Annotated in this window: 16 protein-coding genes, 1 pseudogene and 1 other annotated feature; of the genes and pseudogenes, 4 read left to right on the forward strand and 13 right to left on the reverse strand. The window is 53.0% G+C overall.

Translation table 11 applies throughout. The features are described 5' to 3' along the window. Positions 1-32: 32 nt before the first annotated feature. From FHD02_RS18020 to FHD02_RS18035, 4 genes are read left to right on the forward strand one after another with little or no spacing between them, the layout of a single operon-like run. A complete protein-coding gene (locus FHD02_RS18020) occupies positions 33-1,064 on the forward strand; it encodes a hemin-degrading factor (protein WP_220394152.1) in 1,032 nt (343 codons plus the stop codon). Beyond that, positions 1,061-1,882 carry a hemin ABC transporter substrate-binding protein gene (locus tag FHD02_RS18025; RefSeq protein ID WP_220394153.1) on the forward strand — a complete coding sequence of 274 codons (822 nt, stop codon included), beginning with the start codon at positions 1,061-1,063 and terminating at the stop codon, positions 1,880-1,882. The genes FHD02_RS18020 and FHD02_RS18025 overlap by 4 nt, the downstream gene beginning before the upstream one ends. Then, entirely contained in the window at positions 1,882-2,874 is a 993-nt protein-coding gene (locus FHD02_RS18030; protein WP_220394154.1) for an iron ABC transporter permease, read from the forward strand. Before FHD02_RS18025 ends, FHD02_RS18030 begins: the two co-directional genes overlap by 1 nt. Beyond that, a complete protein-coding gene (locus FHD02_RS18035; RefSeq protein WP_137360032.1) occupies positions 2,867-3,646 on the forward strand; it encodes a heme ABC transporter ATP-binding protein in 780 nt (259 codons plus the stop codon). Before FHD02_RS18030 ends, FHD02_RS18035 begins: the two co-directional genes overlap by 8 nt. Here FHD02_RS18035 and selO read toward each other — a convergent pair. The 13 genes and pseudogenes from selO to infC form a co-directional block, all read right to left on the reverse strand. Next, positions 3,643-5,085 (reverse strand): protein adenylyltransferase SelO, encoded by a 1,443-nt coding sequence (gene selO / locus FHD02_RS18040; RefSeq protein WP_042308802.1) that lies wholly within the window; start codon positions 5,083-5,085, stop codon positions 3,643-3,645. The two genes, FHD02_RS18035 and selO, sit on opposite strands and share 4 nt — an antisense overlap. A 61-nt stretch (positions 5,086-5,146) precedes the next feature. Continuing rightward, positions 5,147-5,860, reverse strand: a pseudogene (locus FHD02_RS18045) (EAL domain-containing protein). A gap of 318 nt (positions 5,861-6,178) precedes the next feature. Beyond that, positions 6,179-6,643: an NlpC/P60 family protein gene (locus tag FHD02_RS18050; RefSeq protein WP_137360029.1), complete on the reverse strand. Its 465-nt coding sequence runs from the start codon at positions 6,641-6,643 to the stop codon at positions 6,179-6,181. Positions 6,644-6,720: 77 nt separating this feature from the next. After that, a complete protein-coding gene (btuD, locus tag FHD02_RS18055) occupies positions 6,721-7,470 on the reverse strand; it encodes a vitamin B12 ABC transporter ATP-binding protein BtuD (protein WP_061381453.1) in 750 nt (249 codons plus the stop codon). Beyond that, a complete protein-coding gene (locus tag FHD02_RS18060; protein ID WP_042308809.1) occupies positions 7,470-8,021 on the reverse strand; it encodes a glutathione peroxidase in 552 nt (183 codons plus the stop codon). The genes btuD and FHD02_RS18060 overlap by 1 nt, the downstream gene beginning before the upstream one ends. Positions 8,022-8,081: 60 nt before the next feature. Further along, complete coding sequence (btuC, locus tag FHD02_RS18065) at positions 8,082-9,062, reverse strand: vitamin B12 ABC transporter permease BtuC (RefSeq protein ID WP_042308812.1); 981 nt, start codon at positions 9,060-9,062, stop codon at positions 8,082-8,084. 145 nt (positions 9,063-9,207) lie between these two features. Next, on the reverse strand, positions 9,208-9,507 hold the full coding sequence (gene ihfA, locus FHD02_RS18070) for an integration host factor subunit alpha (RefSeq protein WP_003030571.1): 300 nt from the start codon (positions 9,505-9,507) through the stop codon (positions 9,208-9,210). 4 nt (positions 9,508-9,511) lie between these two features. Beyond that, positions 9,512-11,899: a phenylalanine--tRNA ligase subunit beta gene (pheT, locus tag FHD02_RS18075; RefSeq protein WP_079224474.1), complete on the reverse strand. Its 2,388-nt coding sequence runs from the start codon at positions 11,897-11,899 to the stop codon at positions 9,512-9,514. A 15-nt stretch (positions 11,900-11,914) separates the two neighbouring features. Beyond that, complete coding sequence (gene pheS / locus FHD02_RS18080) at positions 11,915-12,898, reverse strand: phenylalanine--tRNA ligase subunit alpha (protein WP_003832580.1); 984 nt, start codon at positions 12,896-12,898, stop codon at positions 11,915-11,917. Between the two features lie 165 nt (positions 12,899-13,063). Further along, positions 13,064-13,188, reverse strand: a sequence feature (Phe leader region). After that, positions 13,139-13,183, reverse strand: coding sequence for a pheST operon leader peptide PheM (gene pheM, locus FHD02_RS18085; protein WP_001386830.1), 45 nt, complete (start codon positions 13,181-13,183; stop codon positions 13,139-13,141). Its footprint overlaps the feature before it by 45 nt. A 119-nt stretch (positions 13,189-13,307) precedes the next feature. Next, entirely contained in the window at positions 13,308-13,664 is a 357-nt protein-coding gene (gene rplT / locus FHD02_RS18090; protein WP_003030578.1) for a 50S ribosomal protein L20, read from the reverse strand. A 54-nt stretch (positions 13,665-13,718) separates the two neighbouring features. Next, positions 13,719-13,916, reverse strand: a complete 198-nt coding sequence (gene rpmI, locus FHD02_RS18095) for a 50S ribosomal protein L35 (RefSeq protein ID WP_003030583.1) — start codon at positions 13,914-13,916, stop codon at positions 13,719-13,721. A gap of 96 nt (positions 13,917-14,012) precedes the next feature. Further along, positions 14,013-14,555: a translation initiation factor IF-3 gene (infC, locus tag FHD02_RS18100; RefSeq protein WP_048997935.1), complete on the reverse strand. Its 543-nt coding sequence runs from the start codon at positions 14,553-14,555 to the stop codon at positions 14,013-14,015.

Raw genomic sequence — 14,555 nt, forward strand, 5'->3', positions numbered from 1 at the left:
TCGCCGGGGCAGCAATCTGGAAGGAAGAGACAATGAATCACCACACACGCTGGCTGGAACTGAAAAAAGAAAATCCTGGCAAATATGCACGTGACATCGCGGCTATGATGCACATAAGCGAGGCAGAACTGACCTTCGCGCGCGTCGGTCATGACGCCTGGCGCTTACGTGGCGAAGTCCGCGAAATCCTCGGCGCGCTGGAAGCCGTAGGCGAAACAAAATGTATTTGCCGCAACGAATATGCGGTGCATGAGCAGGTCGGCACCTTTACCAACCAGCACCTGGGTGGGTATGCCGGGCTGGTACTCAATCCACGCGCCCTCGATCTGCGTCTGTTCCTGAATCAGTGGGCAAGCGCCTTTCATATCAGAGAAACAACCGCTCACGGCGAGCGTCAGAGCATTCAGTTTTTCGACTATCAGGGTGATGCATTGCTGAAGGTCTGTGCCACACAAAATACCCTCGTTGAGGAATGGGCTGCGTTACTGACCCGTTTCATCTTTGCAGAAAACCCGCCACTGGTGCTGCAACCTGTCAACAATTCTGCGCCTGCCGCCGTCACCGTTGATGCACAGACCGTGGATCAAGAGTGGCGAGCCATGACTGATGTCCACCAGTTTTTCGGTCTGCTGAAACGCCACGATCTCACTCGCCAACAGGCATTTAATCTGGTGGGCGACGATCTGGCCTGCAAAGTTCCTAATAGCGCACTGGCGCAGTTACTCGATACCGCGCGTCAGGATGGCAATGAAATTATGGTTTTTGTGGGTAATCGCGGCTGCGTACAAATTTTTACCGGCGTGATAGAAAAACTGGTGCCGATGAAAGACTGGCTGAATATATTCAACCCCGCATTTACATTACATCTGCTGGAAGAAAGCGTGGCTGAAACGTGGGTAACACGCAAACCAACCGCCGATGGACACGTCACCAGTCTGGAACTGTTTGCGGCCGATGGCACACAGATTGCCCAACTGTACGGTCAACGTACGGAAGGTGAACCGGAGCAAACGCAATGGCGCGCACAAATTGACGCACTGACGCCGAAAGGGCTGGCCGCATGAACAAACTCCTGCTCCTGATTGCGTTGCTACCCGTTACTGCGCTGGGGGCCCCCGAGGAAAGAGTCGTCACTCTGGGTGGCGACGTCACCGAAATTGTGTACGCGCTGGGGGCGCAGTCAACGCTGGTGGCGCGAGACAGCACCAGCCAGTGGCCTGAAGCCGCAAACGCCCTGGCTGACGTTGGCTATTTACGCCAGCTTAACGCCGAAGGGATCCTTGCCACCCGCCCTTCGCTGGTCCTTGCCAGCGCGCAGGCGCAGCCTTCTCTGACGCTAAAACAGGTCGAGCAGAGCAACGTCAGGGTTGTTACGATCCCGGCAAACAACGACCTTAACGCGATTGATGAAAAAATTCGCGTCATTGCCGAGGCGACTCACCGGGAGGCAGAGGGCGAAACGTTGCGTGCAACCTTACGTCAGGAGTTGGCGGCGCTCCCGTCATCTGAACTTAACAAACGCGTCCTGTTTATTCTTAATCATGGAGGGATGACCGCCATGGCCGCAGGCCAGCAAACCGGAGCCGATGCGGCTATTCGTGCCGCCGGTTTGCGCAACGCGATGCAAGGGGTTAACCGTTATCAGCCTCTTTCACAAGAAGGTGTGATTGCCAGCCAGCCGGACCTGGTGGTGATTTCACAGGAAGGTGTTAAGGCAATGGGTGGCGAGGCGAACCTGTGGGCGCTGCCGGGGCTGGCGCAAACACCTGCGGGACGGAATAAACAGGTATTACAGGTTGATGATATGGCACTGCTTGGCTTCAGTATCCGTACGCCGCACGCCATACTGCAGCTACGCGCGAAAGCAGAGCAATTACCCTGATGTCCCGACGAATCACCTGTTCTTTGTGGGCCATGGCGCTAATGCTTGTCGGAATGACAATTTTGGCTACCGGTTTTGGCGCGTTGCGCCTGCCGGTAAGTCTGCTCTGGCGTGATGACAATGAAACGCTGCGTCAAATCTGGCTCACTATTCGTCTCCCCCGAGTCCTGCTGGCCCTGGTAATCGGCGGCTCTCTGGCACTTTCCGGTTGTGTGATGCAGGGACTGTTTCGCAATCCGCTTGCCGACCCGGGATTACTCGGAATTAGTAGCGGTGCAGCCTGCGCCGTCGCCCTGTGGGTGGTACTGCCTGTCTCTTTGCCCGCGTTACTGATGCTGTATGCGCCAATGTTGGCTGCATTTGTCGGCGCGCTGGCGGCTACCGTGGTGATTTTTATCCTCAGCCAACAGCGCGACGGCTCACTCTCGCGGCTGCTGCTGGTCGGTATAGCGATCAACGCGCTCTGCGGGGCGGCTGTTGGCGTTCTGTCGTGGGTCAGTAATGATGCGCAACTGCGCCAGCTGTCGCTGTGGGGGATGGGAAGTCTGGGCGCTGCGCAATGGTCCACGCTGCTGGCGGTTACCTCGCTGGCTATCCCGACGGTGCTGATCATCTGGCATCTGGCTCCGGCCCTGAACCTGCTGCAACTGGGTGAGGAAGAGGCACATTATCTTGGCGTGAATGTGCGTACAATCCAGCGTATTTTGCTGCTTTGCAGCGCCTTGCTGGTAGCCGCAGCGGTAGCAGTAAGCGGCGTAATTGGCTTCATCGGGCTGGTTATCCCGCATTTAATGCGGATGTGGCTCGGCGCAGACCATCGGGCCGTTATCCCCGGTTCCGTGCTGGCGGGCGCGTTTTTATTACTGATTGCCGACACGCTGGCCCGCACTTCAGTTGCGCCGGCGGAAATGCCGGTCGGTCTGTTAACCAGTCTGCTCGGCGCCCCGTGGTTTTTATGGCTTATTTTTCGTCAGCGAGGATCGCATGGCTGAATATTTCGTTGCTGAAGGGCTTCACTATCGCGTGGCGGGCAAGTCGGTGATTGCTGATGTATCGCTTGCCCTCGCAAAAGGTGAACTGGTGGCTCTCATCGGCCCAAACGGTGCGGGGAAATCTACCCTGCTGCGCCTGTTGACCGGTTTCCTCAAACCTATTGCCGGGCGCTGCGTGCTGGCGGGCAAAGCGCTGAATGAGTGGCATACGCAGACCCTGTCGCGCCATCGGGCGGTGATGCGTCAGCAAACGCAACTGGGATTTGACTGGCCGGTAGAGGCCGTTATCGCGATGGGACGCGCGCCCTGGACCCAGCGTTCGGAATCTCGCCTTATCGCGCAGGTGATGGACATGACCGGATGCACACCATTGGCAGGTCGGCAATACGCCGCGCTTTCCGGCGGCGAGCAACAGCGCGTGCAGTTAGCCCGAGCCCTGGCGCAACTCTGGTGCGACGGAGCGCCTCGCGGCTGGTTATTTCTTGATGAACCCACCTCTGCTCTGGATCTTTACCACCAGCAGCATCTGCTGCGGTTACTGAAAACGCTTGTCGCTTCAGGAGAGCTGCATGTGTGTATTGTGCTTCACGATTTGAATCTCGCCGCCTTGTGGGCTGACAGAATAGTGTTATTGCATAATGGCAGGCTGGCGTCGCAAGGGACGCCGGAGACCGTGTTACGGGCCGATGATCTGATGCGCTGGTACGGTGCTCAGGTTCACGTTGGCCATCATCCGGCCAACGCGTCCCCACAGGTATTTCTGGCACCTTAGCTTGAACAGCTCACTTCCAGCCGTTTGCCCCAGTCAGGCGGCCGACTGACATAGTCATCATCGCGATCCACAAACGGGGTACGCAACGCCTGGTGCAGCCGATGTAGCTCGGCGTAATCACCCTGCTCCGCCTGACTAATCGCCCGTTGCGCCAGCCAGTTGCGTAAAACCATCGCCGGGTTTGCCGCCTTCATCTGTGTTTGTCTGACATCGTCAGCAACGCTGTCCTGTTCCAGACGCGAGCGATACCGCGTGAACCAGCCGTCAAAAGCCGCACGGTCCACAAACTCATCGCGTAGCGGAGATAGCGCACTGTGTTGTTCCGTCAGACTGAGCATGCGAAACGTTCGCGTATAGTCGCTTCTTTCTCGCGCCATCAGGCTAAACAGTTCACTCAGCAGCTCGTTATCGTTTTTCTGCTCGCTAAAGAAGCCGAGCTTTTGCCGCATCCGTTGACCGTAACGCGTTAACAGCGCCAGTTGGTAATTGTCCAGCGCATCATTGAGCGCCTCGACAGGGATAAATGGCGACAGGGTTTGCGCCAGACGTTGCAGGTTCCACAACGCGGCGGCGGGTTGATTATCGAAACTGTATCGTCCCTGATGATCGGAGTGGTTACAGATAAAATCTGGCACGTAGTCATCAAGAAAACCATACGGACCGTAATCCATCGTCAGCCCCAGAATCGACATGTTGTCCGTATTCATAACGCCATGCGCAAACCCTACCGCCTGCCAGTCGGCGATTAAGCTTGCGGTACGCGTGACAATATCGCTAAACCACAGCTGATATTTATCGGCTTCTTCCTGCCAATGCGGCCAGTAATGACGAATCGCGAAGTCTGCCAGTTGACGGACTTTTTCCGGCTCGCGACGATAGTAAAAGTGTTCAAAATGGCCAAAGCGCATATGGCTTTGCGCCACGCGGATGAGCATCGCCCCATGCTCTACCGTTTCGCGATATACCGGCGTGTCGCTGGTGACAATCGACAATGCCCGCGTGGTGGGTATTCCCAGATAGTGCATCGCCTCGCTGGCCAGACTTTCGCGAATGGTTGAACGCAGCACGGCGCGCCCATCGCCCATGCGGGAATAAGGCGTGAGTCCGGCGCCTTTCAGGTGCCAGTCAAGCGTCGAGCCATCAGCAAGCTGTTGTTCGCCCAGCAGGATCCCGCGTCCGTCGCCAAGCTGCCCGGCCCAGACGCCGAACTGATGTCCACTATAAACTTGCGCTAAAGGCGACATCCCGGGAAGCAAGGATTCGCCTCCCCAAACGCCTGAACCATCTGGAAGAGTAAACAGCGCCGCAGGAATAGCCAATTGCTCAGCCAGAGCATCGTTATGCCAGATAAGATGCGCGTTTTTCAGGGGCGTGGGCGAGAGTGCTGTATAGGTTGCTGGTAATTCATCACGCCAGCGGGTGGTAAAAGACAGGGTCATAAGGCCTCCTGTCTCTAGTGTAGACTGTTAATAGCCTGTTAAACACCAGCAAATAAAAGGGTTATATCCTGGACAATGAAATTATCTGCGCGGGCGGCACCGCAGGCCACAGTCCTCCCTGCATCGCGCTGAAACCGAGAGGAAGCACTCGCGCCAGCATCTCTTGCGTGTCAATACCGCTAATGATGATTGACTCACAGCAGGGTGAGATTTGCGCCTGGATAGCGCGCATAAATGGTTCAAATGAAATATGTGCAATCCTTTGTTGAACAAAGTTTTTATCCAACACCACACGTTTGAACAGGCCATCAAAAACTGCCCGCGTTGATATGCCGCCGGCGCCATAGTTTTGTAAAACTAATGGAAATCTTGCCGCAAGCGCAGCCAGCGTTGGATTGTCTTTACCTTTGTTTAACTCTGGATAGCTTTCATTAATAGTCAGTTCCAGAAATGAAAATCGTTAAATTTGTGAAGCATATTTAGCGTCTGATAATAAAGTATTAGCAATTGCCGGAGTTAAATTAATCCAGGCTGAGACTCTGCGCTGAATAAAAAAATGTTGGCACGTTTCGATTAATTCTAGTTTTTCTGCAAATAAACGGTATTGCTCATCGTCCGACATCCGGGGTAAGACCAGCTCGGTTGGTATACGCACATCCCCATGCAGGCTGGCAAAACTGGTGACGATATCTACGAACTCAAGATCGCCTTTTTCACTTCTCGCCGGAAGAAAAGAGAATTCCGATTGATAAAGATTATCCAGTGAAACAATCATCGTACCAGCCCCTCTGCATAGGTGTTATCCGGCATCCTGTAGCAAAGGATGGAGAAATACGTTACTGCTGATGCAAGTAGAGGCTCTTTCATTTTTCCCTTTATAGCCAGTAAATCGAATCCTTTTTTTTAGCTTATCCTGATTATAAGCGAATATCCAGCTTTGCACTTTTTAATATCTCGGTATAAATCATATTTTTAGTAAGATACTCTCTTAACGCGCAGGGTTATTGTTCTGCTTAAGACAGATATAAAAGTTAAGGTGAAAACGCTGAGGGCGAGGCTGCGCAGTCGTTGGCAGCCTCGTCAGTTGTGAGGATTAAATACGTCGAGCCTGCCAAAAGTTTTTACGCCAGTAGACATTATCCAGTGACGAGCGCATCACTCCGCGGCTGGTTGAGGCATGAATAAATTGATTATTGGTGTCGTAAATGCCGACATGCAGACCACTTTCTCCGGATCCGGTTTTAAAGAAAACCAGATCGCCAGGCAGCAAATCATCTTTATCGATTTCGGTACCAATCTTTGATTGCGTGCGCGTGTCGCGCGGGAGCTGTAGATCGAATTGATCCCGCATTGTCATCAAAACAAACCCTGAGCAATCCACTCCGCTACGGCTCATACCACCATAACGATAAGGTGTACCATGCCAGGTTTGTAGCTGGTCATTAAGACCGGCGATCACGGCGATAGAATCCGACAAGTGGGCATTTGGCGCAGGAGCACGATGGCTGCTGCAGCCCGCCAAAAACAATGCTGTGATGAAAAGGAGCCAAAAACGCATTCAGGACGAATCCTCTGGATTTAATTTTTATGCCAATTTAGCGTGGAAATTATATGATTTTCAAGAACCCATTTAACTTAAGTGGTTGATATGAGCATTCTGTGGCCTTCGATATCCAAACGACGGAAGTTCACGCCGTAAGCCGCAGACAGATTAGCTGGCGTCAGGACCGTATCACGTGAGCCACTTGCAACCAGCTTCCCACGTTTGAGCAACCAGGCCTTATGCGCATGCCGCAAGGTATGATTGAGGTCATGGCTGCTCATTACAATCGCTATTCCCTGCAAACAAAGCTGCCCCAATAACTTGTCCAGGGCGTTTTGTTGCGCGACGTCCAGGCTGTTCATCGGCTCATCCAACAGTAAAAGCTGACCGAATGGATTTGCTTGCGGGCAAATTTGCAAAATAACGGCAGCGAGGCGTACACGCTGCCATTCACCGCCGGAGAGTTGATTCACGCCACGCCCCAGCTTATCCCCCAAACCCAGCGCATCGGCGACCTCCTGTAACAGATCGACTCGCGCTTTGTCGGGTTGATGCAGCGTCAGAAAATGCCAGACTGGCATGGCAAAAGGCGGGTTTTGCTGTTGCGCAAGATAAGCACGATATTGCGCCAGCTTTGCTGCCGGCCATTCTTCAAGCGCCATGTCGCCAAAGGTGATGCTGCCCTCCCCGGTCGTCAAACCCGCCATACGCGCCAACAGCGTACTTTTCCCCGCACCATTAGGTCCCACCAAATGCAGGATTTCCCCTGCTTTTATTTCACCAGAAAGCGGGCCGAGCCGGGTCGATTCCGCTACATCCTGTAGCTGCATCAATCGAGACATTAGTTTGCCAGCGCCTTCTTGATGCTTTGCACCAGCATAGGATCCTCAGGCGTCATATCCGGAGAGAATCGTTGCAGTACTTGCCCATCCCGCCCCACTAAAAACTTCTCAAAGTTCCACAGGATATCGTCCGGGTAGAGCGGCGCCCGGCCTTTACTGACCATACGTTCATAGAATCCACTGTCTGCTGGCGCAACAGCCGTTGGCGCGGCATCAATCAGCTTCTGATAGAGCGGATGACGCCCCTCGCCGTTGACGTCAATCTTGCTGAACATCGGGAAAGTAACGCCCCAGGTCATACTGCAATACGTTTTTATTTCGTCTTCGCTGCCCGGTTCCTGGCCCAGAAACTGATTGCAGGGAAAACCAAGCACATTGAAGCCCTGCTGATGCCAGGCTTTCTGCAGGTTCTCCAGTTGTTCGTATTGCGGCGTCAGTCCACATTTTGAAGCAACGTTGACGATTAACAGTACATTGCCGGAATACGGTTGCAGCGTAGTCGCCTCGCCGTCAATGGTCGTCACTTCTGTATTGAGGATAGTGTCTTGCATAGCATCTCCAGAACAACAGGTTGATTTTCAGTTTTTAATCATAGACCGAACCAACGCTTTCTAGCGCGCGGCTTTCAACAATAGCCAGATAAATACCGGGGCTCCCATGGTAGCCGTCACCACGCCGATGGGCAGTTCAGCCGAAGCCAGCACCAAACGCGCGACAACATCGGCAAACAATAACGCGATTGCGCCAGCCAACGCGCAGCCAGGCAGGAGAACACGGTGATCGGTTAAACCACACAACCGCAAAATATGTGGGATAACCAATCCAATGAAACCAATCGCTCCCGCCAGCGCCACGCTTACGCCGACCATCCATCCCGTGGCGACCACCAGCAGATTGCGCCAGAACCATAATGGTAACCCCAGTTGGCGCGCAGAAGTTTCCCCCAGCGCCAGCATATTCATCGGCTGAGACTGACAGCAGATCCATATCAGTACGGGGATCAACGCCACCATCAGCCAGGCCTGATGCCAGTCTACGCCGCCAAAGCCACCCATCATCCAGTACATCAGTTGTCGTAAGTCAAAAGAGGTGGAAAAGTAGATGGCCCACGTCATCAGCGCGCTACAGATAATGCCCAGCGCCACTCCCGCCAGCAGCAAGCGACTGGTAGACAAATGCCGACGGGCAAAGCGTAACAGAATGAGAGTAATAATCAGCGCCCCGGCGATGGCGCATAAACCCAACGCCCAGCCGGGAAGCTGTCCCTGGCCGAGCAGCACCGCAGCGATGAGCCCAACTCCTGCGCCGTTAGACACGCCCAGTAGACCCGGTTCCGCGAGGGGATTTTCAAAGAGGGCCTGCATTACCGCACCGGATAAGGCCAACGCAGCGCCTACCAGCAAAACGGCGAGGGTACGAGGAAAGCGGATTTGCCAGACGAACAGATCGCCGCGGGCGCTGAACCAGTCGCCGGGAGCGATCCATTGTTCTCCTGCGCACAAGCTTAAAATCGTTGCCAGTAACATCAGCACTGACAGAGACAGTATCCAGCGCACGTTTCGTCGCTGCTGTTGATGGGCGAAAGTCAGCATGTTTTCCATTCTGCTGAAAAGAGATGGGGGTGATTCTACGGTGCTGTTTCGGTAGTGAAAAGGAAAAAGGCCGCAGAGCGGCCTTTTTAGTTATATACGTCATGCTTTGCGCTTGGCAGCGCAAGTAACTTAACGAATCGTTAAATCACTCTTCTTTGGGCGTTGCGTTTTCAACCCGGCTTTTTAACTTCTGTCCGGGTCTGAAGGTCACCACGCGCCGTGCTGTAATGGGAATATCTTCGCCCGTTTTCGGGTTACGGCCCGGACGTTGATTCTTATCACGCAGATCGAAGTTACCAAAACCAGAGAGTTTTACCTGCTCACCATTTTCCAGAGCACGACGGATCTCTTCGAAAAACAGCTCGACCAGTTCTTTGGCATCCCGCTTGCTAAGCCCAAGCTTATCAAACAGATATTCTGACATTTCAGCTTTTGTAAGCGCCATAGGTTCAATCCCTCAATGATGCCTGGAATCGCTCTTTTAATGCCTCTACACATTTGGCGACGGTAGCGGCAATCTCCTCTTCTTCAAGTGTACGGCTGGTATCCTGAAGGATCAGGCTGATAGCGAGGCTCTTATAACCCTCCGCAACACCCTTACCGCGGTACACGTCAAATAAGTTTACGCCAACTACCTGATTTACGCCAACTTTCTTACACTCGGATAAAATATCCGCAGCGGGAACGTTTTCTGCCACAACGACTGCGATGTCGCGACGGTTCGCTGGGAAGCGAGAAACTTCACGCGCCTGAGGCACCACGCGGTCTGCGAGCTTGTTCCACTCAAGTTCAAATACCAGAGTGCGACCGTTCAGATCCAGTTTACGTTCCAGTTCAGGATGAACAACCCCAATGAAACCAATACGTTCACCTTTCAGATAAATCGCCGCAGACTGACCCGGATGCAGTGCTGGATTCGCTTCAGCTTTGAACTGAATGTCCGCCAGTTTGCCGGTCAGGTCGAGAACCGCTTCCAGATCGCCTTTCAAATCATAGAAATCAACGGTCTCTTTTGCCAGATTCCAGTGTTCATCATGACGGTTACCGCAGATCACGCCTGCCAGCATCAGATCCTGACGGATCCCAAGGTTGGCCTGCGTATCCGGTACGAAACGTAAACCCGTTTCAAAAATACGCACACGGTTCTGCTGACGATTCTGGTTATACACCACCGTTGACAGCAAACCGGTCCACAGTGACAAGCGCATTGCTGACATATCAATAGAAATTGGGCTTGGCAGCAGCAGCGATTCTTCACCCGGATGCAGCAACGCCTGAATTTTCGGGTCGACAAAGCTGTAGGTAATAACTTCCTGGTAGCCTTTGTCATTCAGCATGGTTTTTACACGTTTCAGCGATAAATCCGCTTCACGATGCGTACCCATGATCAGACCAGCCTGAATTGGCGTATTCGGGATATTGTCATACCCGTATACACGGGCAACTTCTTCGACCAGATCTTCTTCGATTTCCATATCGAAACGCCAGCTCGGCGCTACCGCTTTCCACTCATCCTGACCTTCCGTGACGTCACAACCCAGACGACGCAGAATATCGCTCACCTGGTCATCAGCAATATGGTGTCCGATCAGACGATCCAGTTTGCTGCGGCGAAGCGTAATAGTCGCGCGTTTTGGCAGCGTCGCTTCGTTGGTCACATCAATAATAGGACCGGCTTCACCGCCGCAGATATCAATCAGCAAACGGGTAGCGCGCTCCATCGCTTTATACTGCAGCGCCGGATCGACACCACGCTCATAGCGGTGAGAGGCATCGGTGTGCAGGCCATGACGACGTGCGCGACCGGTAATAGACAGCGGGCTGAAGAATGCGCATTCCAGCAGGACGTTTTGCGTTTCATCATTCACGCCGGAATGTTCGCCACCAAAGATGCCGCCCATGGCCAGCGCTTTGTTATGGTCCGCAATCACCAGCGTATCCGCATTCAGTTTCGCTTCGCTGCCGTCCAGCAGAACCAGGGTTTCCCCCTCTTTTGCCATACGAACAACAATCCCACCGTCGATGCGATCTTTGTCGAACGCATGCATTGGCTGACCCAGTTCGAGCAGCACATAGTTGGTGACGTCAACGACTGCATCAATGGAGCGGATGCCGCAGCGACGCAGTTTTTCTTTCATCCACAACGGAGTTGGCGCTTTAACGTTGATGCCTTTCACAACGCGGCCCAGATAGCGCGGGCAAGCTTCCACTGCTTCGACCTGAATCGGCAGGACGTCGCTAATGGTTGCGGCTACAGGCGCGATTTGCGGCTCAACCAATGGAGCCTGGTTCAGTACAGCCACATCACGTGCCACACCGATGATACCCAGGCAGTCGGCGCGGTTCGGCGTAACGCTGATTTCGATGGTGTTATCGTCAAGCTTCAGGTATTCGCGGATATCGGTGCCAATTGGCGCATCGGCGGGCAGTTCGATAATGCCGCTATGATCGTCGGAAATGCCCAGCTCGGAGAACGAGCACAGCATGCCTTCAGACGGTTCACCACGCAGTTTCGCCGCTTTAATTTTAAAGTCGCCCGGCAGTACGGCGCCCACGGTTGCCACAGCCACTTTCAGGCCCTGACGGCAGTTCGGCGCGCCACAGACGATATCCAACAGGCGGTCGCCGCCTACATTCACTTTGGTGACGCGCAGTTTGTCAGCGTTCGGGTGCTGAGCGCACTCAACCACTTCACCCACCACCACGCCGTTGAACGCGCCCGAAACAGGTTCCACACCGTCAACTTCCAGACCCGCCATCGTGATTTGGTTTGACAGCGCATCGCTATCAATCGCCGGGTTTACCCATTCGCGTAACCACAGTTCACTGAATTTCATTGTTTTATCCTGCCTTTATTTAAACTGTTTGAGGAAACGCAGATCGTTTTCGAAGAAAGAACGCAGATCGGTTACGCCATAACGCAACATGGTCAGACGCTCCATACCCATACCGAATGCAAAGCCAGAGTAGATCTCCGGATCGATACCCACGTTGCGCAGCACGTTCGGGTGAACCATCCCGCAGCCCAGCACTTCCAGCCATTTGCCGTTTTTGCCCATCACATCAACTTCCGCAGAAGGTTCGGTGAACGGGAAGTAAGAAGGACGGAAGCGAACCTGCAGGTCTTCTTCAAAGAAGTTGCGCAGGAAATCGTGCAGCGTACCTTTCAGGTTGGTGAAGTTGATGTTGGTATCAACAATCAGCCCTTCCATCTGATGGAACATTGGAGTGTGCGTCTGATCGTAGTCGTTACGATATACGCGCCCAGGGGCGATGATACGGATCGGCGGCTGTTTTTCTTTCATGGTGCGGATCTGCACACCGGAAGTCTGCGTACGCAGCAGACGGGTCGCGTCAAACCAGAAGGTGTCGTGGTCAGCACGTGCCGGATGATGGCCAGGAATATTCAGTGCGTCGAAGTTATGATAGTCATCTTCGATTTCCGGACCGGTCGCCACGGTAAAGCCCAACTCACCAAAGAAGCTTTCAATACGGTCGATAGTACGTGTTACCGGATGCAGACCGCCGTTTTCGATACGACGTCCCGGCAGTGAGATATCGATCGTTTCTTCAGCCAGACGGGCATTCAGCGCAGCACTTTCTAATTCGGCTTTACGTGCATTCAGCGCTTGCTGTACCTGTTCTTTGGCTTCGTTTATCACCGCACCTGCTGCCGGACGCTCTTCTGGCGGCAGCTCGCGCAGGGTTGTCATCTGAAGGGTCAAGTGCCCTTTCTTGCCCAAATATTCGACGCGGACATTGTCTAACGCGGCAACATCTGAAGCCTGGTTAATGGCGGCCGTTGCACTGGCAACCAGCTCTGCGAGATGTGACATGGTTTTCCTCGTTATGTGGCGATATTCACTAGTCGCTCGTATATACGCAAAATCATTCAAGTTGTATCAAGGCGGCAAAAGAGCAAATCCTCAGGAGCGTACATCAGTACGTGACTGGGGTGAGCGAATGCAGCCAACACAGAGACAACTTGAAGGATGACGCGTATAAAAAAAGCCTCCACCAGGGAGGCTTTTAGGCGCTGTTTTCCGTTTCTTCTTTCACGCGCAAGCCTCCTGAGTTCAGGTGCTAAAGTAAAAGAAGAAGCGGAAAATAGCAGCATTCATGCTTGCGTTACCTTGTGTGGTAAAAACCGGACAACCTTTATTGAAAAGGCTTACGGGTAAATTGTCAACCAATTGATTGCCCTACAATAAAAGAGAGGGAGCCAGGCTCCCTCTTTTCACCGGCTTATGCCAGAGCTGCTTTCGCTTTTTCAACCAGAGCGGTGAACGCTACTTTGTCGAATACTGCGATGTCAGCCAGGATCTTACGGTCGATTTCAACAGAGGCTTTTTTCAGGCCGTTGATGAATTTGCTGTAAGAAATACCGTTCTGACGTGCTGCTGCGTTGATACGCGCAATCCACAGTTGACGGAACTGACGCTTTTTCTGACGACGGTCACGATAAGCGTACTGACCAGCTTTGATAACAGCCTGGAAGGCAACGCGGTATACGCGAGAACGCGCACCGTAGTAGCCTTTAGCTTGTTTCAAAATTTTCTTGTGACGTGCACGGGCAACTACACCACGTTTTACGCGAGCCATATGTGCTCTCCTGTATCTATATTCTTAGTAAAAAATTAATTAAACGTTAACGGCTTATGCGTACGGCAGGCACGCGATAACCAGACCCAGATCGCCTTTAGAAACCAGGCCTTTTGGACGCAGGTGACGTTTACGCTTAGTAGATTTTTTGGTCAGAATATGACGCAGGTTTGCGTGCTTACGCTTAAATCCACCACCACCGGTTTTTTTGAAGCGCTTAGCAGCACCGCGTACGGTCTTAATTTTTGGCATTTTAATAACTTCCACTTCGCATTGTTAATAAACGAAACGTAGGCGAACAACGGCTGTGGAACCCGCAGGCTCCACAGACATTGCTACTTGAAGGCCTTACTGTTTCTTCTTAGGAGCGAGCACCATGATCATCTGACGGCCTTCGATCTTCGTAGGGAAGGATTCGACTACTGCCAGTTCACTCAGATCGTCACGGACGCGGTTGAGCACTTCCATACCGATCTGTTGGTGGGCCATCTCACGGCCGCGAAAACGCAGCGTGATCTTAGCCTTATCGCCATCTTCCAGAAAGCGTACCAGGCTGCGGAGTTTTACCTGGTAATCGCCATCGTCGGTGCCAGGACGGAATTTAATTTCCTTAACCTGGATAACTTTTTGCTTTTTCTTCTGTTCCTTAGAAGACTTACTCTTTTCATAAAGGAACTTGCCGTAGTCCATAATACGACAAACTGGCGGTTCGGCGTTAGGGCTGATTTCAACTAAATCTACTCCAGCTTCTTCAGCTTTTTCGATTGCTTCTCTCAGACTCACAATACCCAAAGCTTCGCCTTCCAGACCTGTTAAGCGAACTTCCAGGGCGCGAATCTCGCCATTGATACGATTCGGACGTGCCGTTTGAACTCGTTTTCCGCCTTTAAT

The sequence above is a fragment of the Citrobacter sp. EC_71 genome, from assembly GCF_019584005.1.
Taxonomy (GTDB): Bacteria; Pseudomonadota; Gammaproteobacteria; order Enterobacterales; family Enterobacteriaceae; genus Citrobacter; species Citrobacter werkmanii.

Bases quoted from the DNA above. Each gene is read 5' to 3' on its own strand.
- FHD02_RS18025 (WP_220394153.1), top strand. From the start codon at position 1,061: ATGAACAAACTCCTGCTCCTGATTGCGTTGCTACCCGTTACTGCGCTG.
- pheT (WP_079224474.1), bottom strand. From the start codon at position 11,899: ATGAAATTCAGTGAACTGTGGTTACGCGAATGGGTAAACCCGGCGATT.
- FHD02_RS18020 (WP_220394152.1), top strand. From the start codon at position 33: ATGAATCACCACACACGCTGGCTGGAACTGAAAAAAGAAAATCCTGGC.
- pheS (WP_003832580.1), bottom strand. From the start codon at position 12,898: ATGTCACATCTCGCAGAGCTGGTTGCCAGTGCAACGGCCGCCATTAAC.
- ihfA (WP_003030571.1), bottom strand. From the start codon at position 9,507: ATGGCGCTTACAAAAGCTGAAATGTCAGAATATCTGTTTGATAAGCTT.
- FHD02_RS18050 (WP_137360029.1), bottom strand. From the start codon at position 6,643: ATGCGTTTTTGGCTCCTTTTCATCACAGCATTGTTTTTGGCGGGCTGC.
- FHD02_RS18035 (WP_137360032.1), top strand. From the start codon at position 2,867: ATGGCTGAATATTTCGTTGCTGAAGGGCTTCACTATCGCGTGGCGGGC.
- btuD (WP_061381453.1), bottom strand. From the start codon at position 7,470: ATGTCTCGATTGATGCAGCTACAGGATGTAGCGGAATCGACCCGGCTC.
- rplT (WP_003030578.1), bottom strand. From the start codon at position 13,664: ATGGCTCGCGTAAAACGTGGTGTAGTTGCCCGTGCACGTCACAAGAAA.
- btuC (WP_042308812.1), bottom strand. From the start codon at position 9,062: ATGCTGACTTTCGCCCATCAACAGCAGCGACGAAACGTGCGCTGGATA.
- rpmI (WP_003030583.1), bottom strand. From the start codon at position 13,916: ATGCCAAAAATTAAGACCGTACGCGGTGCTGCTAAGCGCTTCAAAAAA.
- FHD02_RS18030 (WP_220394154.1), top strand. From the start codon at position 1,882: ATGTCCCGACGAATCACCTGTTCTTTGTGGGCCATGGCGCTAATGCTT.
- FHD02_RS18060 (WP_042308809.1), bottom strand. From the start codon at position 8,021: ATGCAAGACACTATCCTCAATACAGAAGTGACGACCATTGACGGCGAG.
- selO (WP_042308802.1), bottom strand. From the start codon at position 5,085: ATGACCCTGTCTTTTACCACCCGCTGGCGTGATGAATTACCAGCAACC.